The organism is Paenibacillus sp. P13VS (assembly GCF_015143645.1).
In the GTDB taxonomy this organism is placed as follows: Bacteria; Bacillota; Bacilli; order Paenibacillales; family Paenibacillaceae; genus Paenibacillus; species Paenibacillus xylanilyticus_A.
The window spans coordinates 15,546-35,513 of the sequence record NZ_WYEV01000014.1 but is presented as its reverse complement, the minus strand read 5'-3'; the positions used below and the strand labels follow the sequence as shown (position 1 = coordinate 35,513).

The 19,968-nt window shown below is 51.1% G+C and carries 19 protein-coding genes and 1 riboswitch; of the genes, 12 read left to right on the top strand and 7 right to left on the bottom strand.

Annotation, left to right across the window (positions count from 1 at the left end; genetic code table 11):
• Positions 1-153 precede the first annotated feature (153 nt).
• From GUA98_RS25335 to GUA98_RS25315, 5 genes are all read left to right on the top strand, one after another.
• Positions 154-3,354: a DEAD/DEAH box helicase gene (locus GUA98_RS25335; protein WP_193724780.1), complete on the top strand. Its 3,201-nt coding sequence runs from the start codon at positions 154-156 to the stop codon at positions 3,352-3,354.
• 47 nt (positions 3,355-3,401) lie between these two features.
• A complete protein-coding gene (locus GUA98_RS25330; protein WP_193724779.1) occupies positions 3,402-4,169 on the top strand; it encodes a hypothetical protein in 768 nt (255 codons plus the stop codon).
• Positions 4,170-4,192: 23 nt separating this feature from the next.
• The gene (locus GUA98_RS25325) at positions 4,193-4,333 is read left to right on the top strand and encodes a hypothetical protein (protein WP_193724778.1); all 141 of its coding nucleotides are present in this window, start codon (positions 4,193-4,195) and stop codon (positions 4,331-4,333) included.
• A 157-nt stretch (positions 4,334-4,490) separates the two neighbouring features.
• Positions 4,491-5,456, top strand: coding sequence for a D-alanyl-D-alanine carboxypeptidase family protein (locus GUA98_RS25320; RefSeq protein ID WP_193724777.1), 966 nt, complete (start codon positions 4,491-4,493; stop codon positions 5,454-5,456).
• 218 nt (positions 5,457-5,674) lie between these two features.
• Positions 5,675-6,076 (top strand): RidA family protein, encoded by a 402-nt coding sequence (locus GUA98_RS25315; protein ID WP_095291863.1) that lies wholly within the window; start codon positions 5,675-5,677, stop codon positions 6,074-6,076.
• Between the two features lie 136 nt (positions 6,077-6,212).
• Here GUA98_RS25315 and GUA98_RS25310 read toward each other — a convergent pair whose 3' ends face one another.
• Entirely contained in the window at positions 6,213-7,289 is a 1,077-nt protein-coding gene (locus tag GUA98_RS25310) for a copper amine oxidase N-terminal domain-containing protein (RefSeq protein ID WP_193724776.1), read from the bottom strand.
• Between the two features lie 279 nt (positions 7,290-7,568).
• Here GUA98_RS25310 and GUA98_RS25305 point away from each other — a divergent pair, with 279 nt between their 5' ends.
• Positions 7,569-8,045: a GNAT family N-acetyltransferase gene (locus tag GUA98_RS25305; protein WP_193724775.1), complete on the top strand. Its 477-nt coding sequence runs from the start codon at positions 7,569-7,571 to the stop codon at positions 8,043-8,045.
• 41 nt (positions 8,046-8,086) lie between these two features.
• Positions 8,087-9,157, top strand: a complete 1,071-nt coding sequence (locus tag GUA98_RS25300; protein ID WP_153976768.1) for a Gfo/Idh/MocA family protein — start codon at positions 8,087-8,089, stop codon at positions 9,155-9,157.
• 85 nt (positions 9,158-9,242) lie between these two features.
• On the opposite strand, the gene GUA98_RS25295 is transcribed toward GUA98_RS25300, so the two are convergent.
• From GUA98_RS25295 to GUA98_RS25285, 3 genes are all read right to left on the bottom strand, one after another.
• Positions 9,243-9,611 carry a hypothetical protein gene (locus GUA98_RS25295; RefSeq protein WP_095361496.1) on the bottom strand — a complete coding sequence of 123 codons (369 nt, stop codon included), beginning with the start codon at positions 9,609-9,611 and terminating at the stop codon, positions 9,243-9,245.
• A gap of 94 nt (positions 9,612-9,705) precedes the next feature.
• Positions 9,706-10,023: a hypothetical protein gene (locus tag GUA98_RS25290; RefSeq protein ID WP_193724774.1), complete on the bottom strand. Its 318-nt coding sequence runs from the start codon at positions 10,021-10,023 to the stop codon at positions 9,706-9,708.
• A gap of 197 nt (positions 10,024-10,220) precedes the next feature.
• Positions 10,221-12,797, bottom strand: a complete 2,577-nt coding sequence (locus GUA98_RS25285) for a UvrD-helicase domain-containing protein (RefSeq protein WP_193724773.1) — start codon at positions 12,795-12,797, stop codon at positions 10,221-10,223.
• A 339-nt stretch (positions 12,798-13,136) separates the two neighbouring features.
• On the opposite strand from GUA98_RS25285, the gene GUA98_RS25280 reads away from it, so the two are divergent.
• Together GUA98_RS25280 and GUA98_RS25275 are read left to right on the top strand one after the other, a co-directional pair.
• Positions 13,137-13,931: a zinc ribbon domain-containing protein gene (locus GUA98_RS25280; RefSeq protein WP_193724772.1), complete on the top strand. Its 795-nt coding sequence runs from the start codon at positions 13,137-13,139 to the stop codon at positions 13,929-13,931.
• Between the two features lie 67 nt (positions 13,932-13,998).
• Positions 13,999-14,802: a TrmB family transcriptional regulator gene (locus tag GUA98_RS25275; RefSeq protein WP_193724771.1), complete on the top strand. Its 804-nt coding sequence runs from the start codon at positions 13,999-14,001 to the stop codon at positions 14,800-14,802.
• A 240-nt stretch (positions 14,803-15,042) separates the two neighbouring features.
• On the opposite strand, the gene GUA98_RS25270 is transcribed toward GUA98_RS25275, so the two are convergent.
• Positions 15,043-15,702 carry an NUDIX hydrolase gene (locus tag GUA98_RS25270; RefSeq protein ID WP_193724770.1) on the bottom strand — a complete coding sequence of 220 codons (660 nt, stop codon included), beginning with the start codon at positions 15,700-15,702 and terminating at the stop codon, positions 15,043-15,045.
• Positions 15,703-15,782: 80 nt separating this feature from the next.
• On the opposite strand from GUA98_RS25270, the gene GUA98_RS25265 reads away from it, so the two are divergent.
• Positions 15,783-16,085, top strand: coding sequence for a hypothetical protein (locus GUA98_RS25265; protein ID WP_095291879.1), 303 nt, complete (start codon positions 15,783-15,785; stop codon positions 16,083-16,085).
• Between the two features lie 152 nt (positions 16,086-16,237).
• Here GUA98_RS25265 and mscL read toward each other — a convergent pair whose 3' ends face one another.
• Complete coding sequence (gene mscL, locus GUA98_RS25260) at positions 16,238-16,732, bottom strand: large conductance mechanosensitive channel protein MscL (protein WP_095291881.1); 495 nt, start codon at positions 16,730-16,732, stop codon at positions 16,238-16,240.
• Between the two features lie 245 nt (positions 16,733-16,977).
• A riboswitch (purine riboswitch) is annotated at positions 16,978-17,077 on the top strand.
• A gap of 250 nt (positions 17,078-17,327) precedes the next feature.
• Here mscL and GUA98_RS25255 point away from each other — a divergent pair.
• On the top strand, positions 17,328-17,915 hold the full coding sequence (locus tag GUA98_RS25255; protein WP_153976774.1) for a xanthine phosphoribosyltransferase: 588 nt from the start codon (positions 17,328-17,330) through the stop codon (positions 17,913-17,915).
• 1 nt (position 17,916) lies between these two features.
• Positions 17,917-19,278: a nucleobase:cation symporter-2 family protein gene (locus tag GUA98_RS25250; protein ID WP_193724769.1), complete on the top strand. Its 1,362-nt coding sequence runs from the start codon at positions 17,917-17,919 to the stop codon at positions 19,276-19,278.
• A gap of 191 nt (positions 19,279-19,469) precedes the next feature.
• Here the strand turns inward: GUA98_RS25250 and GUA98_RS25245 are convergent, their stop codons facing one another.
• Positions 19,470-19,808: a DUF4870 domain-containing protein gene (locus GUA98_RS25245; RefSeq protein WP_193724768.1), complete on the bottom strand. Its 339-nt coding sequence runs from the start codon at positions 19,806-19,808 to the stop codon at positions 19,470-19,472.
• Positions 19,809-19,968 lie beyond the last annotated feature (160 nt).

Genomic DNA, 19,968 nt, shown 5'->3' with positions numbered 1-19,968 from the left:
AACATTTTTTTATGCGGATTGAAGTGATCAGGAACGTACTAGGAGTGTATCAAGAGACGACTAGAGCAATTTTTTGTGCGTAAAGGTTTTTAAATCCGGGCATTTTCGTATATGATGGAGAGTAACAATGCGAAGGGATGACGGGAGACTGTAATGATGCAATCGCTGTATGGAGTATGGCTTGGTGACGTATTTTTTTGTTTTTCCGGTGAAACATCGGAGCCGCGTGTGGATGCATGGACCCACGTGGTAAGGAGGCTGAATTTTGGCGACGGAGGTCGTCTGTTTCAGCCTGCCGCTCTTCGCCTTGCGGAGCTGCGCTGGCCCAATCCGATGCGTAATGCTGCGGAAGCCAAGAGTACGAAGCGGCGCCAATTGCTTGGACGGACGCTGGAAGGGCTTGCGATCTCGCCCAAAGATACATTTAAACTGCTGCTTCATTGGGATGACAGCATATTGAAAGCCGCAGGGATTCAGGCAGGTGAGGAGATTCGCTACTGGATAAAAGCAGCACAGTTCACACAGGAGCTGCTGCTGCGCGGAGAGATTGCGCCTTCTGCCGAATTTGCCGCCAAGACTGGGGCGCGGCGACGGACGGGACAAGAAACGCTGACAGGGGTATGGCGACCTCGTCTGTCTCAGGAAGCAGATGTGGAGCGTTTCCGTGAACTGGCGGAAGCCATGCCGCCAATCGGCTTGTCTGCACCGGGTGCATACGCTTCCTCCGAGCCGGAATCACGGGAGGAGGCAGGTGCTGCTGTCCTGTTTTCATTCATGAGCGGCATGATTCATGCTGTCGTAACAGGAGAACTGGAAGGGATGGACAGTGACTTGTCAAGATACCGCACCCCGTTTCGGCGCGGTTCTTCTCCAGCAGCCGAACTGTGGTGGAACAGCCTGATCTCGATGTTCCGTCCCGTGACTGTACAGGGCCCAACGGAGGAAATGGCAGAGCTGATCGAGACATTGCGAGAAGCAGGGGGCACAGGGATGCCCGTAATCGGCAGTGAGGAAACTGCCCCTGCGGAAGGGGAACTGAAGCTGGTGCTTCGGCTTGAACCGCCTCTTGGCGAGCATGAAACGTTGTGGGGCATCACCTTTTGGGTAGATAGTGCACAGGAGGCTGGTCTGAGATTGCCTTCACGAACCATCTGGGCTCATCCGGATCGGGACCTGGATCGGGGGAAGGTGCGCTACGTATCCGCAGCGGAGCAGCTGCTCATGGCCCTCGGTCAGGCCAGTGAATTGGCACCTGAACTGGAAATAGCCCTGCTTCAACCTCGCCCGGAAGGGATAAAATTGGAGCAGCAGTCCTTTTTTGAGTTTTTGACTCACGCGGTGCCGCGTTTGCAGAAGGCAGGAATAACCGTGCTTATGCCATCCCGCTGGAGTCGTGCAGGTCGGCGTAGAGCCGGGCTGCGTTTGCAGATGCTCAATCGTGGTACGGAACGGGCGCCTGGCGCTCCGAATGCACTGGGGATGGAACAACTGGTTGCCTTCAAGGCGGAACCGATGCTGGACGGCAAACCTGTTACTGCAGAGGAGCTTGCTGCGTTAGCCGAAGCTTCGGTACCTTATGTGATGTTCCGCGGCGAATGGATCGAAGTTGACACGAAGGAGATTCGCCAGGTTCTGCGTTATATGAAAAAAGAAGAAGAACAATATATGCCGTTATCCGAATGGCTTCATCTGGCTGCAGAGGAAGGCGAGGATGCAGCCTGGAAGGGATTATCCGTCTTTGGTGCGGAATCCGAAGGTCTGCTCTCCTTCCTGCTGGACGGACAGGTGCTTCGCAGTATCGAACCGCGGCAAGTACCTGCGGAGCTGCATGGAGAACTCCGGCCATATCAGGAGCGCGGCTATCAATGGTTGTCTGCGATGCGTGAGCTTGGCTTCGGAGTTTGCCTCGCGGATGATATGGGTCTCGGGAAGACGGTTCAGGTGATCACGTGTCTGTTGGACCTGAAACATGAGGAACAGCAGGCAGCGGCGGAAGAAGCACGTGAAAATGAAATGTATGGCTCGGGTGATCCATCGGAGTCTGGCGAGATTGTACCTGCAGAGGCTGTCAACTTGCCAGCACTCATCGTCTGCCCGACTTCTCTGCTTGGCAACTGGCAGCGTGAGCTCAAGCGATTCGCGCCAAATCTGTCTCTGTACATCCATCATGGGGGACAGCGGCTTCATGGCACTGCGTTTCAGGCTGAGGCACAGGCACATGATATCGTGCTGACGACCTATCATCTGGCTGGCCGGGACGGACCTGACCTTGCCTCATTGCACTGGTCAACCGTGGTGCTTGATGAAGCGCAGTATATCAAAAATTATCGTACCAAGCAGGCACAAAGTGTGATGCGCTTATCGGCACCTCACCGGATAGCGATGACTGGTACACCGGTCGAAAACCGTTTGAGCGAGCTGTGGTCGATTTTCCAATTCCTTAATCCCGGATATCTTGGAACGGCTTCATCGTTCCGCCAGCGATACACCGGAATGGGGACCTCCGAAGAAAACAGCACGTCCCTGCGGGAGCTTCACCGGCTTGTTTCGCCGTTCATGCTGCGCAGGCTCAAAAGCGATCCGGATATCCGCAAGGATCTGCCGGAGAAGCTGGAGCTAAAATCTTACTGCTCACTGACACCGGAGCAGACGATTCTGTATCAACGTGTGGTGGATGACCTGATGGGTGGACTGGATGGCCGAAACGGCATTGCCCGCAAAGGGATTGTATTGTCGTCACTCACCAAACTGAAGCAAATTTGCGACCATCCGGTACTGGCAGACAGCAGCCGCAAGGATCATGCGAAAGTCGAGGCATCCGGCAAAATGGAACGCTTGCTGGAATTGGTTGATGCGATCCGTGACAACGGAGAATCGGCACTCATTTTCACTCAATATGTGGCAATGGGCGAGCTGTTGGTATCGCGCCTGACGCAGCGTTATGAGGAAGAACCGTATTTCCTGCACGGCGGCGTGTCCAAGGCACAGAGGGACGAGATGGTGGAGACATTCCAAAAGGGCGAGGGCCCTTCACTATTCGTTCTATCCCTCCGGGCTGGTGGGGTAGGTCTGAATCTGACGCGTGCCAGCCATGTCATCCACTATGATCGCTGGTGGAATCCCGCAGTGGAGAATCAGGCAACGGATCGGGTGTTCCGAATTGGGCAGAATCGCAACGTGCAGGTTCACAAGCTGATCTGCCAGGGTACGCTCGAGGAACGCATAGATGAGTTAATTGAGAGCAAGAAGGCACTTTCCGAACAGGTGGTTGGTTCCGGGGAGAACTGGCTGACCGAAATGTCGGATGATGAATTGCGCGGACTGATCTCACTACAGGGTGAGACGTGGTTATAAGCCTGACCAATATACTAGTCGGTGATCATATGAGAAGGGGGAAGGTTATGAGCGAAAAGTGGAATGTGGAGCTGCATACGTCCCCCGGTGGATGGACAGCAGAGGTAAGTCATGCTGCTGAAGCGCGTCAGAACGCATCAGCAGCCGCGGAGCAGGCAGGAACAGCTGCCAGCCTGTTCACGGTAACAGGTACGCTGCCGCAGCTCAGCGAAGAGGCTCGCGAGGCCGTGCTGGCCCAGCTGCGCAAACGGCCGCTGGCCCTGTACGCGCTGCTGCGCGGCGGCCCTGCCCCGGCGGAGCTCGCGGGGCTGCTGCCCGCTGCGCCGGCCGCTGCGGCCTGCACCTGCGGCCGCGCAGACTGCGCGCATGCTGCGGCTGCGGAGCGCGCCATCGCTGCGCGCTTCGCGGCCGAGCCGCTGCTGCAGCTCGCGCACGCTGGCCTGCCGCGCGAAGCGCTGCTTGCCGGCGTGCTTGGATCATGGGCAGAGGAACTGGCCCATGATCCAAGCAGCGCGGGCCGCGCAGCGGAAACGGCGGGCCGCCCGCAGGCGCGGGGCGGCGAAGGCGGCGCTGCCGTCGGCGAGTGGATCGCCGAGGCTGCCGCAGACGGCGCCATGCACCAGCCAGGCCCCGGCTTCGGCGCGGTGCAGGTGGAGCTGGCGCAGCCGGGCAAGCCCCCGGCAACGCCGGAACTGGCCGCGCTGCTTCCGGGAGTACCCGTAGCAGCAGGTCTGACCATGATCCGCGAGCGTGTAGCAGCGCGGATCTGGCAGGCTGTCCAGAAGAAGAAGGACAGCCCGGCCACCAAATCATAACAGGCATGAAGCGGGGGGAGATCTTGGATCACCCTCGCTTATTTGTCTGTGTAAGATGGCCTTATGGCGGCAAGATTGGAAAGGATATCAATCCGGGCTTTAATCTGGATCTGCTGCTTAAACGTTGGGATGATGCCCTAAAAGTCCGAAAAATGGCCCTATAAGCCGTGAGACCCTTTTCACATGAAGGCTATTCCCTGCCAGTAAGCTTGGTGCGGTGGAGCTTCACTGCAATTTGATGTATACTGTCGCAGGGGATGAAATGCCCCGGAGCGTATTTTATTTTTTTCATACTTTATATTGCGATAGGAGTTTTTTTAGATGAAATCACGAACAGGAAGACAGCGCCATATCGCGGTATTGCTGTCCTCGCTTATGATATGCGGAGCATTGCTGTCCGCCTGCCAGGATGGCTCTGGATCTGAGGAAATTAAGGATCTGAACGCAGCAGGCAATACGCAGCAGGAAACGGACGGAACGACCGTTCATTTAACCGAGGACACAGGGGATGACGGCGACAAGACAAACGGCAGTGAGACAGATCAGCCATCATCTGGTGAGAACGGGGATTCCGGCAATGCTTCTGCGGATGAAGAGCAGGACTCTTCAGATGCTGGCAATGGGACAGCTGCGGGTGACCCTCTGATGGAGAAGCGAAGCATCAGTGCGATGCAAAATACGATTGACAGCCAATCCGTTGTTACCAATGCAGAGTCCATGACGGTCATCGTGAACAAGCAGCGAAGCCTGCCGGAAGGCTATGAGCCAGACGATTTGGTAGAGCCGAATGTACCGTTTTCCTTCGATGGTCCTCACGAGAAGCGCCACATGCGGAAGGAAGCTGCAGAAGCGCTGGAGAAGCTGTTTGCGGGAGCTGAGGCTGACGGCATCGAACTGCGCGCGGTGTCTGGCTACCGTTCATATGAACGCCAGGTTTCAATCTATAACAACAATGTGCAGACCAAAGGACAAGAATATACAGATCGTGTGAGCTCTAAGCCGGGCAGAAGTGAACATCAGACGGGTCTTGCGATCGACGTATCCAGCCCGAGTGTAGGTAATGCCCTGGAAGAAGTGTTTGGCACCTCCAAGGAAGGCGAGTGGCTGGCAGAACATGCTGCAGACTATGGCTTCGTTATCCGCTATCTTAAGGGTGAGGAAGACATTACGGGTTACGTCTACGAGCCTTGGCACATCCGATATGTCGGAACCGATCTGGCACCCGATATTGCGAAAAGCGGATTGACCCTTGAAGAATACTTTGATGAGGCCAATATTAAACTGTAAGTCGGACGTACAGCGTATTTAGATTTGTACATGAATGCCTTAATAAAACAAAAGTCCTGTAAACGTGGCTGGTTGCATAGCGGCTAGTTACGTACACGGGACTTTTTTCGTGCATTTATAACTTCGGATTACCTAATTTTTGGTATTCAGATTGAGCCCGGCCTGTTATAATGCAGAGATTATCGAGGAAAATGACAAGCAGAGTGAGGGAGGACACAATGAGTAAACAGCAGGTATTTACCGGTTCACCATGGGAACCACTTGTGGGTTATTGCCGGGCCATCCGGGTAGGAAACCGAATAGAGGTGGCAGGAACGACAGCCATGCAGGACGGTGTTGTAGTGGGAGCGGGTGATCCATACGCTCAGACCAGATTTGTTTTGCAGACGATTGAGAAGGCGCTCAATGAACTAGGTGCAGACTTGTCGGACGTGATTAGAACCCGCATGTTCGTGACGGATATCTCCCGCTGGGAGGAAGTAGGCAAGGCCCATGGCGAATTCTTTGGGCAAATCCAGCCTGTAGCCACCATGGTTGAGGTGAGTGCACTCATTGATCCCCTGTTAATGGTTGAGATTGAAGCAGAAGCCATAATAGAAAGTGATCCAGAAGCCGAATAAACAAAGGCTACATAGCAAGAACGAAAAATAACCTTATCCCATGTCTGTAAAAGAACAGACCGGGTAAGGTTATTTTTTCAATTGGAACGTTACAGGTTTAATCGGTCTAATTTAATAAACCTGTGACAACTCCTGCTTATTGAAACGGTACAATCTCTGCACCCGAAGTATCCACGACCACTTTCCAGGCATTCCCGATTGGAGGCAGGCTGCGAGTCAGCATCGGACTATAGAATCCAATGACTTTTGCGTCTTTCGTCAGTTCCTCTGCTTTGATGGCCTCACCTTTTTGATTGACCAGCTTGGTATCTTCCGAAATGTTGAGGATGACATGGTCAGGCGATGTTTCGGTTAGGCGGGAGCCAGTGATCTCGATCTGGGTCCCTTGATCCTTGGTAGTTCTTACATTTTCAATGGTACCTGAAGTGCCCAGAACATCTTCCGATTTCGTAACGGATTCCTCTGCAACAGTATCCACAACAGTTACGGCATAGGTCGGTGTTTGCGGTGGAAGGCTCATGGTCATGATTGGTGCGTGTACAGCTTCTACAGTCATGCCAATCGTCAGATCGGTAAGTGCAATCTCCTTGCCGTCAGCAGATTTGATAACGGTATCCTCACCCAGATTAAGCACCAGACCTTCAGTGCCCGTGCCACCAATATGAATGGATGGATATTTGGTATCCGGGTTAATTCCTGTAATGACGCCGCGCTCAGTAACGTTTTTCACGTCCTCTTCACTGGAAATTGTAACTTGATTGCCGGTTGTTGTTACCTGGGTATGTAGCACCTGTTCTGCAAATGAAGCTGGTACGAACAACTTGCCATCGGTGATTTGAGGTGCTGTTCCCAAGGTAATCAGCATTTTATTGAACGAATATTGATCTTTGTCTGCCATAACTAGTGTCCAGAAGTTTCCTTTGGTTAGCTCGGCCGACTTATTCTCCTTATTCCACTTCAGCTCAATGCCGAGTGCATCCGTAAGATCGCGCAGTGCGATCATGGCTTCCTTGCCGTCTTTGTTCCAATAGCCATCCGTGATCGCTGTGCCGTTGACAGTTACGTTTACGGATTTAGACAATGCACTATCTACAGCTACGGAGGTTGGACTGCTGGACTGGGTAGTATCCAGTGTCGCAGCGTATGCCGCTCCTCCACTTAGGGCCATGGACAGGACCATTAGGGCACTTACTTTTTTCATGTTGTTGTTCATTGTTGATCTTCCCTTCTAATCTTGGATAGTTCGCGGTAAACTCCTAATTAGGGCCGCGTTCAATCTTATAGACGGAACAAACCGTCCAAGTGTTGCAGCTGAACGATGAGTCATGTAAATGGCGTGTCAGATTATTATTTGTCCATTGTGAGAATTTCCGGGTTACAGGCAGCGGGATACGGTTAATTTCAGATGAGTGGTACAACCTTTGCTCTGTTCTGTTCGCTTGGAAGTTTGAAAAAAACGCCATAACATTCAATGTGGAGAGGAATGGATCAGATGAGTGATATGTTGGTAGCGCTCTATAATTTGCCGGAGCAGGAGAGTGGATTGAAAAGACTGGAGCAGTCCTCAATCGTAATCCGAAGAGCCATTGCCCCGGAGAAACAGCTTGTGCTGGATTGGGTTAGATCGCATTTTAGCCAGCCTTGGGTGGATGAATGTGATGTCTCCTTTGCACGCCAGCCCATATCCTGTTATATTGCCCTCGAACACGGGAAAATAATAGGATTCGCCTGTTATGAAGCGACATGCCGCAACTTCTTCGGTCCAACAGGAGTGAGCCAGGAGGCGCGGGGCAAAGGTGTAGGTACAGCTCTATTGCTCGCTTGCATGCACGCCATGAAGGCAGATGGATATGGCTATGCGATCATTGGATCGGCAGGACCAGTAGATTTTTATGCCCAGACGCTGGGTGCCGTGAAGATCGAAAATTCTACACCGGGTATTTACAGAGGCATGCTGCGGGCAGACTAGAGAGATCATGAAGCTTCCGGAAAAAGGAAGGGAGGACGAAGATGAGTACAAGTAAAATGCTGCACATCGGAATGATCGGCACCGGATCCATCTCGGATCTGCATATGAGGTGTTATGCCAAAAACGAGAACGCTATCATTTATGCCATCTGTGATCTGAACGAACAGCGCGCAACAGCCGCAGCTCAGAAATATGATGCACAGTCGGTCTACACCGATTACAGGGAAATGCTAAAGGACCCTCATGTGGATGCAGTCAGCATCTGTACATGGAACAATACGCATGCTGAATTTGCCATTGCAGCCCTGGAGGCGGGCAAGCATGTGCTGCTGGAGAAGCCTGTGGCAACGAATGTGGAAGATGCATTACGAATTGAGGAGGCCGTGAAAAAAAGCGGCTGTACCTTCATCGTTGGATTTGTGCGGCGCTACGACAACAATATGCAGATGCTGCGGAAATTTATCGATGCAGGGGAGTTTGGTCAATTGTATTATGCCAAGGCATCCATACTTCGCCGACTGGGCAATCCCGGAGGCTGGTTCGCGGACAAGAACCGCTCTGGTGGAGGTCCTCTGATTGATCTGGGCGTACATATCATCGACCAATGCTGGTATCTCATGGGCCGGCCGAAACCTGTAACGGTAAGTGGGAACACCTATCGGAAGCTGGGTAATCGTGCTCATATCGAAGACCTCTCGTTCTACAAAGCAGCGGATTACAGTTCTGCGGTGAATAACGTAGAAGATATGGCTAACGCACTGATTCGCTTCGAGAATGGAGCTTCGCTTGCTGTGGATGTAAGTTTTACTTTGCATGCTCGCGGGGAGGAGTCCTATGTCAAATTGTACGGTGAACGCGGCGGCTTCGAGCTCGAACCTGAGACATTGATTGTTACGGAAAAACACAACACCATCCTGAATATCGAGCCGCAGACAGATCATACGGGGCTGCATATTCATAGTGCATTCCAGAATCAGATTGATCACTTTGTAGACTGCTGCTTAAACGGAACCGGACCAATCAGCCCGATTGCAGACGGGGTAGCTTCAACCAAGATGTTATGCGCAATCTATGAATCTGCTGAGAAAGGTCAGGAGATTCGTCTGGATTAATTTGATCACAGCGTTTGATGGAGGGTTCCGATCACACAAAAGCATGCGGGTCCGCATCGTGCGGCATCGCATGCTTTTGACTGTGTCATTTGTTCATTGGAGAGTTCTCATACCCGGGGTCATCGTAGTCCGTATCCTGCAGCCTTGGCAGCACATTCATGCTCTCAATCGCTTGCTGGGTATCAGGAGTTCCGTGGTCGTACAGGAAACTGTACAGCAAGGTCATACCGTCCGAAAACTGTTCAGTTGCTTCGTCATGATCTGCTGATTTGTAGGGTACAGGCGCGCGCTGCAGCGTATAGGCATCGTCGTCCTCCAGCACTTTCATCAAGTCTTTCAGCCGATTTAACTGTTCATCATCCACCACGACTTCAAATGGTGTTGATTCATTCTGAGTCTGTTCAATGAGGTTATGGGTTACGGATACAAAATAATGCGTTTTACTGTCCTGCATAATCCAACCTCCATTCTAAAATGGAAAAAAGACGCTTCTACTGTTAATAAACAGCAGTAAGCGCCCTGAAACGAGCACAGCCGTTCAACCGTGCCTATTCATAAGAGTGCTCGATTACGATCCCCCATCCATTGCCTTTGCCTTCCAACCGCCCCTGTTCGAAAAAATCAATCCCGTCTACAGTAATGCAAACGGCAACCTGTTCAGGTTCATGGTTTACGGGGGTGGCAACAATGTACCCTTTGTCCAAGAGATAAGTAATGGCCCTGTGTTTCTCGATGTGATCTTGTTGATAGAATCTTTCTTTAGGTGCAATATAGGCAGGGTTGTCTGTGAACCAGATATCATAAAGCTCATGTAAAATATCATAGCGCTCTTGGATCCGCTCTCTAATTGCCATCTCCAATTCCATAAGACACCTCTTTCGTTTCGATTAATCAGTATCATTTAACTGAAGTGTATATAGTAACAACACGGATTGAATCAAGATTGTTTCCATCCAGAAATTTATCATGACATAAAAAAGCCTATCCACCAATAAACCATGGTGGATAGGCTTTGCTGCCGATCTGGCATTCTATCTAGATTTCATGCCGTTTAAGTAGCAACTTATCGCCCTGCCCGTCCAGTTACAGGCACCTCGCGTGTTCCAGCTTCCATGGATCCTGAACACAGGGGGCATGGCGGCGGTCCGGCTGCAGCCCGTTTAGCTGCTTTTGCAGTAGGTACAGCGGGTTTCTGACGAAGCCATGCCTTACAGGTAGATGAACTGCATTTCCAGATCGCTACCGTCTCTGTGCGTTCAGAACGTCCTGAGGACGATGATCCTGAACCGGATGAAGCTGAGGCAACCTGACTTCCCTGACGAATACCTGTCGTGCTGAAGGCCTTATGGTTGCGAATCTGTCCGCTGCCACGACGTTCACTGAGTCGATCCTCGTCACGTTCGTTGTGAACGTCATGGTCACGATCGCTGTAACTGATTGCACGACGATGTACCACATCCCGGCCCTCGGCACGAGTAACAGAGCGGGCAGATTGTCCACTGCCTTTGCCATACGAAGCTGAATGACCTGTTCGGCTATCGTCGCGCTCTTTACGTTTGTCTGGAACCTCAAGCCCGAAGGCTTCGAGCAAAAAGCGGGATACGTCTGCCGGTTTCCCATGATGACTGGCAGGAGAAGTGACGTACAAGTACTTTTTCGCCCTTGTAATCGCAACATAAGCGAGCCGTCGTTCTTCTTCTAGAGCCATATCCAGCTCCGTATCGGTCTGTTGAACTGCAAGAGCTGCCTTTTGATCTTCAGGGATATCCTGCCGCAGGGCTGTACTGTGAGGCACAATGCCCTCGCTGGCACCGATCCAGTATACGCAAGGGAATTCAAGTCCCTTGGCCCGGTGGATAGTCATCAGCTGCACTGCATCGCTGTCCTGGGAGCGGCGCAGGGATTCCATTTCACGGTGTCTGCGGGAGAGCTCATCGGCAAACTCTATAAACGCTTCTACCGTTTCGAACTTTTTGGCTGCAGCTTCGAATTCGTCCAGTGTCTCCAGCATCGTTTCCTTATAGTGGGTGAAGATGCTGGGATCGCCGCTTTCCATATATTTGTCGTAGAACTGGCGGCGCATCTCCTGGATGGCGATGACCGGTTTCATTTTGTGCAGCGACTTGATCAGTTTGATTCGTTCCTTGACCTGTTCCTGCTGGAAAGGTTTGAGCTTGTCCCATTTGGCCAGATGGATCAGCGGATACTTTTTGGCTTGCTGCTGTTCGCTGCGCTGAATCCACTCGAGCCCGGCATCACGGGATACGTAGAGTGGTCCAAGTGCACTTGGGAGAGCATCTACAGCGCGTGGGTTCAGGGAGAGGCGCATATGATCCATCAGGGGCCTGATGAGAGACTGGTCGTAGAATACCGGGGAAGCCCCGTGCTGAACAAACGGCACATCTTTTAATACCAGCTGCTCAAACACGGCCCGGCTGCTGCTGGCTGTACGGTGCAGGATCGTAATATCGCGATAGGTGTGCAACCCTTCCTCAACCTGCTGACAGATTTGGTTCACGACCCAGGCAGCTTCCTCCTCTGCGTTTGAAGGCGTGGCGAAGCGTGGTGCGTCTCCGCGATGACCGGCTGCACGCAGCCTTTTATCCCGTCTCCGCTTGTTGCGGGCAACCAGTTCACTGCCAAGTCCGAGGATGCGTGCATCACTGCGGTAATTGATGTCCAGCGTCACGATACGTGCTCCGGGGTAAACTTTATCGAATTCAAGAATGGATTCCTGGCGTGCTCCATTGAACGTATAGATCGTCTGGTCATCGTCACCCACAACCATCAGGTTGCGGTGGGCCGAAGCGAGCTTTTGCACAATTTCATACTGCAGTTTATTCGTATCCTGGAACTCATCGACCATAATGTACTGAAAACGCTGCTGAAGCGGCTTCAGCACGGCGGGATCACGAAGCAGGGCTGCAGCCCGCAGCAAGATATCGTCGAAATCCATCTTGTTACGCTCTCGTTTCCAGTTCTCGTAACCGAGGAGGACCCGTTTGGCATCACGTTCCTCCTGCGATTTTTCGGGGAGGTCGGTCGTTTCGGAGCCCTGCATCTTCCATGCAGACAGCATGGACAGCAGACTTTCGGGTTGGAAGGCCTCACTCATGCCGTATTGCCGCAGAAGCATTTTGATAACGGTATGCTGGGCACGTGGTTCCCCAAAGATCTCTTCCTGTACGCCGTAATGACGCAGCAGTGTCAGGGCGAAGGAATGGAATGTGCGAGCCTGTACCGCTCGTGCAGCTGCAGGACGAATACCTGGCAATGATGCGATCCGGTCTTTCATCTCGGCAGCGGCCTTGTTGGTAAATGTCACGAGCAGGATACTGCCTGCATGAACGCCGCTGACTTCCATGAGATAACCGGCTCTGGCCGCCAGTACGGTCGTTTTGCCGCACCCGGCTCCGGCGAGTGTAAGCAGGGGACCTTTGCCGTGACGTACGGCTGATATTTGTGGCCCGTTCAGACGGATGCCTGCCTCTTCCAGTGAGCGGAAATAAGGCGCATCCTGATGGTCATCGCCCACGAGCTGCCGGCTGGTCTCCAGCGGAGCAGACGGGGACTGGGGCAGGGATGCCGCCGGAGTGACACCGAGCGGACGGGCGTAGAACGTTGAGTTCGGACTTAACATGTTTCATCCACCTCTGTATGCATTCAGGGATAGGACTATCCCGCTTAAAAGTAAACCATTTGCCCTTTTCACAATCACAATGTAAATTGGTATGATAGAGTTAGTCGCCTACATCGGCGGTTATGTCGGGCCAAAGCTTCATTATACCCGAACGTATGGTCCTGACGAAAGCCCCCGAATTCATCCAGCATCGGCAGAAAACGGGCACTCACGGGCGTATGCGCAACTTTTTGGCATGATATCGTATAAGTTATATACTATGAAAATTGAAAATTTAAAGAACAAATTGCAGTTGAACCCGAAGGGTTCAACGTCTGACGGGACAGAGGAGGAGATGTCATGAAATTGCTTCAACGAATCAAGAACGGAGCGAACAAAGCAACAGAGCGTGCACAGCATGCTGTTGAGATTGGGAAATTAAACAATCAAATCGTGGGCTTGCAGCAGGAACAGGAAGTCCATTTTACAGATATGGGTCGCATCTTCTATGAGGGTTACCGTGCACAGGATATGACGCGCGCCGAAAAAGAAATGGTTGATCTGTCACACCTGTGCGATGAACTGCAGGATGAGATTGATGGTTTGCGCAGCAAAATTGCCGAACTCAAAAATGAGCGGCTGTGTGAATGCGGCCACGTTGCTTCACTGGATGCCAACTTCTGTCCGAAATGTGGACGTAAACTGGGTGAATTCAGATCCACTTCATCAAGTACAGGTCCGGCATCTGTGCGGCAAGAAGCGGCTGTGGCTCAAAGTGCGGAACGCCCTTTCTATGAGGAAACGACAACAATGGAAGACGAAGTGGATGAAACTGAACCCTATCATACGGTAATCCCGTCCATCGCAGATCTGGAGACCGAATCGGAATTCAACAGTGCCGAATTCACGCAGGAGGAGAAGGAGGCGTTTGATGCAGAATGGGAACGCCGCCGGGAAGAAGAGATGCTGCGCGAACGGGAAAGGCAGCAGGAACTCGATGAACGTATCCGTTACTGGAAAGAGAATAATCCGATCGTCAACACGGTTGACGTACAGACTGAAGTACCACGGGAGATGGTGAAATGCCAGATTTGTGCATCCGAGCTGCCCAAAGGCTCCAAATGGTGCCCACGCTGTGGTGCGGAACAGATCTGATGCAGTAGGACCACTGCCGCAGTAAGATAGGGCAGTGTGGTTGCTGACAGCATGGGGGGACGGGAATATGGACCAACTGCTGCATCATCTGAATCATCTTGGGTTTACCGAGATGGAATCCAAAATTATGGTGGAACTCGCGCGCCAAGGTTCAGCCTCCGGCTATGAGGTTGCGAAGCGCCTGGGCGTGTCCCGTTCCAATGTGTATTCCACCTTGCAGCGGCTCTCTCAGCGCGGATTTCTGCGCTGCAGTGCCGGAGAACCTGCGAAGTACAGTGTACTGAAGCCTGAGGAGATGACTCAAATGATCTCCGGGCAGATGCGTGCTTCTCTTGAGTATGTACAGAGCAGCATGCCACAGCATGAACCTGAGAAGCCAGTCTTTTACAATATCGAAGGTGATAAAAACGTATTCGATAACCTTAGCCGTGAACTGGCAGATGCCAAGCATGAGATTGTCGTGGACATTTGGCGTGAGGAAGCCGAATTGCTGCATGATCTCCTGAAAAAGGCAGAGGATCGGGGAGTTAGGCTGTTATGGTCATGTGATGGTGGCGAGGGGATATTGGATCAGCCTGCACCATGGCCCGGGATTCCTCTGTACGGTAAAGGAAATGGGAGAAAGTTCTCCATTGTCGTTGATCGGCGCTGGTGCATGCTGGGGATGCGCGGGGAATCCTGTGCAACTCAAGCTGTTGTAACAGAACATCCCGTCATGACAGGATTGCTGCTCAATCATTTTGCACAGGAATTGGTACTATACGAGCTGGAACAGGATATGGGTGAGGAGCTGGAGTCCCGTTATGGACGCCGCTTTGAACAGCTGTCCGCACGTTATTGGTCTGTTCCTGCGGCAGAAGATCAGGGCTGAGCAAAGGATGCTGAGGATCTCACCTGGTTCGCTGGAACAGAGCAAATATCAGTACAATCGAAGACTATAACAGAGCAGGCGCTGCCATGAAGGCAGACGCCTGTTTTGTGTTTTGAAGTAAGTCAGTGATGTTCATCACGGCACCGCTGTCCTATTGAGTTAGAGTTAAGGTATGAAGTCATACCAATTTTGAGAAACTGGAGTTATAAGTACAGGACTCGATTTTGAATAAATGATGAATCAGCCTTTGGGAACATCATATAGAGCTTCGAGTACGCCAGTGTAATACTCTGTCCCATGGGGCACGAACTCCGAAGCATGGATTGTGCGAGTATGACGTTCCGGAGCGGGAAGCGAAGAATCCAGGGTTGAAGTCTGTTCCGCATGTACTCCAGTGGCCTGAATCATATCCGTTTCACCACGAAACAAGGCGAGCAGATCATGCAGTGGTGCTTCATATAGGCTGTGCACTTCACTGACCTGCAGGGTGTAAGCCTCGAGTGGCTGGTTGAGACATAGGCCGAATACCGAGCTGAATTCCCGGTCCATAAATGGTACACCTCGAACCTCGCCTTGCAGCTGCTGCTTGGCAGTGAACAGGTAAGACAGGGATTCAAATGGAGCATGTACGCCCAGTTCTTCCTCCAGTTCACGACTTGCCTCCTCAAGCTGCTCACCCGCAGTGAGATGTCCCGCTGCTGTAATGTCGTAACAACCCGGGAAGGTATCCTTGATATCACGGCGACGCTGAAAAAGAACCATCCGCTGGTGAGCATCGTCACGCACGATCCAGCAGTGGAATGATCGGTGCCAATATCCTTTGGCATGCACCACACTGCGGAGCTCTGTGCCGATCCAATTTTGCTGATCATCATAAATGTCGAAACGTTCTGGGGTCATGATACGTATCTCCTTATATAGCAAGTTTTAAAGTTCAAAATTTCACAAAGTATGTTTTTAAATGAAAGGGGAACGAACGTATGGAATGCATTGTACACTTTCAGGTTATCTATCCGCAACCACAGGAACGTAAAAGTCTAAGAGGACTTATTTTTGTCGGGCAAGGTCAGGAACCGGCCAACAACCAGCTGACGACCATGTTTAAGGATATGGGATTCAACGTACGTCTCGAAGATGAAGCGCAATTGCTGTTTAAACCCGTAGATGCTTCGGCCAACTTTGAATATATTCGGGTAACTGAACTTGATACCGGGGAAGAAGTATACAAGGAAGATAAGGATCTGAAGTCGATTCTGGAGCATCTTCTGCCGCGCCGATTCTAGTCCATAAGGAATGTAATAAGAGAGTATACGTTTCTGCAGCCTTCATTTGCTCTTGGTCATAATAAAAAAAGGCCCCACCTCTAAGGTGAGACCTTTCATGTCGGAGCGGTTTCCTTACATAATAAGGGTCTGAACAGGAGTAAACCTGTTGATTATGCGGGAGCGCCGCTGCCTTCTGCCTCCAGCTCTGAAGTACAGTGTGAACAGCGGGTCGCTGCAGCCGGTATTTCGGATAGACAGTACTTGCAAGCCTTGGTTGTTTTTTTCGGCTCGGGCTTTTTGTGCTCTTTGCTTTTAATATAATTGACGCCCTTGACGAGCATGAAAATGCAAAATGCAACAATGAGGAAATCAATGAGGATGTTGATAAATTGCCCGTAGGCGATGACTGTAGCGCCTGCCTCATTGGCTTGAGCCAATGTTGTAATTTCCTGACCGCTCGCAGTAGTCATATCCCGATCGAGATTAATGATTTTCTGACTGAAATCAATGCCTCCAAGCAGCTTTCCGACAGGGGGCATGATGATATCATTCACGAGGGATGTGACGATTTTACCAAAAGCAGCCCCGATGATGACACCGACTGCCAGGTCAATCACGTTGCCGCGTACGGCGAATTCCTTAAATTCCTTAAGTATGCCTTTCATCTCTGCAATCTCCTTTAACCAATAAATTCATAGTGTAGGCCGCGCATCCGTTATCATATTGTACAAAAAAAACACGCTCCAATCACCCCCCTGTCTACAGATTAAGACATGTTTTCACAATTTCCATGAAAATACTTCTTTATTTCACGCCGCTGATTCGGTATACTTCTAACATTGTCAGTTACGTTTACACTTTTATATTCAGGTTCGCGATCATATATTGTAACGAATCTTGGAGTCAAAAATGAATTGAATATGCCGTTACTCGTATATGTGCAGGAATAGGCCTGCATGTCTCTACCCGATCACCGGAATGATCGGACTACGGGAAAGATCTGCATGATCGCTATGGTTGGGCAACCTCTTCAGTTGGTGACAAAAGAAGATGTAAGCCTAGGGTGGTTCCCCATATGGATGTTCATTATATCCATGCGCACATGCAGCATTTTATACGGCTTGTCCTGATAAGTACAAGTCCGTCTTTTCCCGTCTCCGGTTTTTCCGCAGCGTGTGAAAAGGCGGGCTTTTTGCTTTTATCGTCGTAGATGGACATGCTGGCTGCCTGTATAGAGGGCACACAGGGGGAAGAATCTCAATGCAATTGTTAAAAGACAAAGTAAGACAGGAAGGAATTGTCCTGTCTGAGCAAGTACTCAAAGTGGATTCATTCCTGAATCACCAGATGGACCCGGTTCTCATGAAGGAAGTGGGCAAGGAATTCATCCGCCGGTTCGACGGAGAGAACATTACGCGGGTGCTTACCATTGAATCGTCCGGCATTGCACCGGGCATCATGACTGCACTGGAACTGAATGTGCCGCTGATTTTTGCACGGAAGCAGAAGTCGCTCACACTCACAGAAGACATTCTGGTTGAGAAGGTGTACTCATTTACGAAGCAGGAAACGAATGAAATTACGGTAGCCAAGAAATTCATGCAGCCTGGGGATCGTGTGCTGATCATTGATGATTTTCTGGCGAATGGTGAGGCGGCCTTTGGTCTGGCGCGCATCGTTGAGCAGGTCGGAGCAGAAGTGGTCGGTATCGGAATCGTCATTGAGAAGGCATTCCAGCCGGGAGGCCGCTTGCTGCAAGAAGCAGGATACCGCGTGGAATCGCTGGTTCGCATTGGGGCCCTATCAGATGGACAGGTCACATTTGCGGATGAGGAGGGCTTGAACTAATATGGCACGCGAGCGCATTTTCCAGCGGCACCGGCATCCTATCAAAACGTTCTCGCTTGGTCTGCAGCACGTCCTTGCGATGTACGCGGGTGCGGTAGTTGTACCACTTATCGTTAGTAATGCATTGGGCTTCACTCAGGAACAGCTGACGTATCTGATTGCAATTGACCTGCTTGCCTGTGGTGTGGCAACACTCCTCCAAGTATGGGGGAATCGTTATTTTGGGGTTGGGCTGCCCGTTATGCTCGGCTGTGCGTTCCAGGCGGTATCTCCAATGATCCTGATTGGTCTGAACAGCGGGGTGTCTGCCATTTACGGGGCGGTCATTGCGTCAGGGATTTTTGTAGTGTTATTCTCAGGGCTGTTCGGCAAACTGATCCGTCTGTTTCCGCCGGTTGTGACAGGCTCGGTCGTGACCATTATTGGTCTGACGCTGATTCCTGTAGCATTCAGAGATCTCGGGGGCGGTCAGGGATCGGAAGACTTCGGAAGCGGGACGAATCTGCTACTCGGCTTCGGTGTATTGGTGTTTATTATTCTTATGACTCGTTTCACGAAAGGATTTATCCGTTCGATCGCCGTTCTGGTCGGTCTTCTTGCTGGTACGGTAGCAGCCGGGTTTATGGGTGAGGTTAATTTTGCCCCGATTCGTGAAGCAAGCTGGTTCCATATGGTGAAGCCATTTTACTTTGGTACGCCAACGTTTGAGATTGTTCCTATTCTGACGATGATCCTGGTAGCAATTGTGAGCGTTGCTGAATCGACAGGTGTATTTATGGCTCTCGGCAAAATATTGGATAAGGATCTGTCCTCCAAGGATTTGGCCCGGGGGTATCGAGCGGAAGGGCTCGCAATCGTACTTGGTGGGATTTTTAACTCGTTTCCATATACCACCTATTCACAAAATGTAGGGCTTGTACAGATGACCCGTGTTAAAACTCGGGATGTCATCGTAGTAGCAGGCGGCTTGCTGGTCGTGATCGGATTCGTACCGAAAATTGCAGCACTTGCACAGCTTGTACCCGGTTCTGTATTGGGCGGAGCGATGGTTGCACTGTTCGGGATGGTGGTTTCATCCGGTATTCGCATCATTGGCAGCCAGGTCGATCTGAATCGGCATGAGAACCTGTTTATTATCGCTTGTTCCGTAGGCATGGGCTTGGGAGTTACCGTTGTGCCTGAACTGTTCGCGGGTGCGCCTGACTGGGCACAAATTATGCTGGGTAACGGAATCATTGCCGGCAGCTTTACCGCGATCTTCATGAATTTGCTGTTTAATGGTCTCGGAACCAAGGCGACAGCTGCGAAAATGGCTGAGAAGCAGGCAGATGCGATTCTTGGAGAGACGGAGAAAACAGCATAAATATGTAGATCTGGTTAGGTAGTATCCGGAATGGATGCTATGTTAACTCACAAGATGAATAAGTTATGTGATGAATGAATGAAGTTAATGACATGATTAATTCACGGAATAAATGATATACCATCTTAACATCCGGATCGCTGCACGAGTGCAGTGATTCGGATGTTTTTGTTTTATTTTAGGAGTAAATGCTACAGATGTCTCATCTGTTTCTCAGCAAAGTCCCCTACCCAAGGCAGTTTCAGCCATTTTCCCTGCAAGCTGGTGACGACCATGATAATCCAAACGACTACGCCCAGCAGTGATAACAAGGATGCGACCAGAGGTCCGAATAGAGGCAGAAATGCCGACAAAACATGGCCGATCATAATCATGCCAAAGACCGTAACGGATTGAAGAGCGTGAAACAGTACAAACCGGCTGCGTTTCTCCACTGCCAGGAAGACGATTCCACCTATAAAGGTAAACAGATAACAGAGCATGCCGGCGATATTCTCATCCAGACCGCTTGAGGATTTCATGGGGGACATCCGGTCCAGCCTCCTTTGTCCTTTTTCTATACGTTATGAAGAAGGTGGACAGAACTGAACCGGGTTTAATGATGAATGTTACGAGATAGAGAATAAGACACGGAAACTTATGGGGACTATAGGAGGAAAAGCGGGTTGGACCGTGCATTCAACTTATATG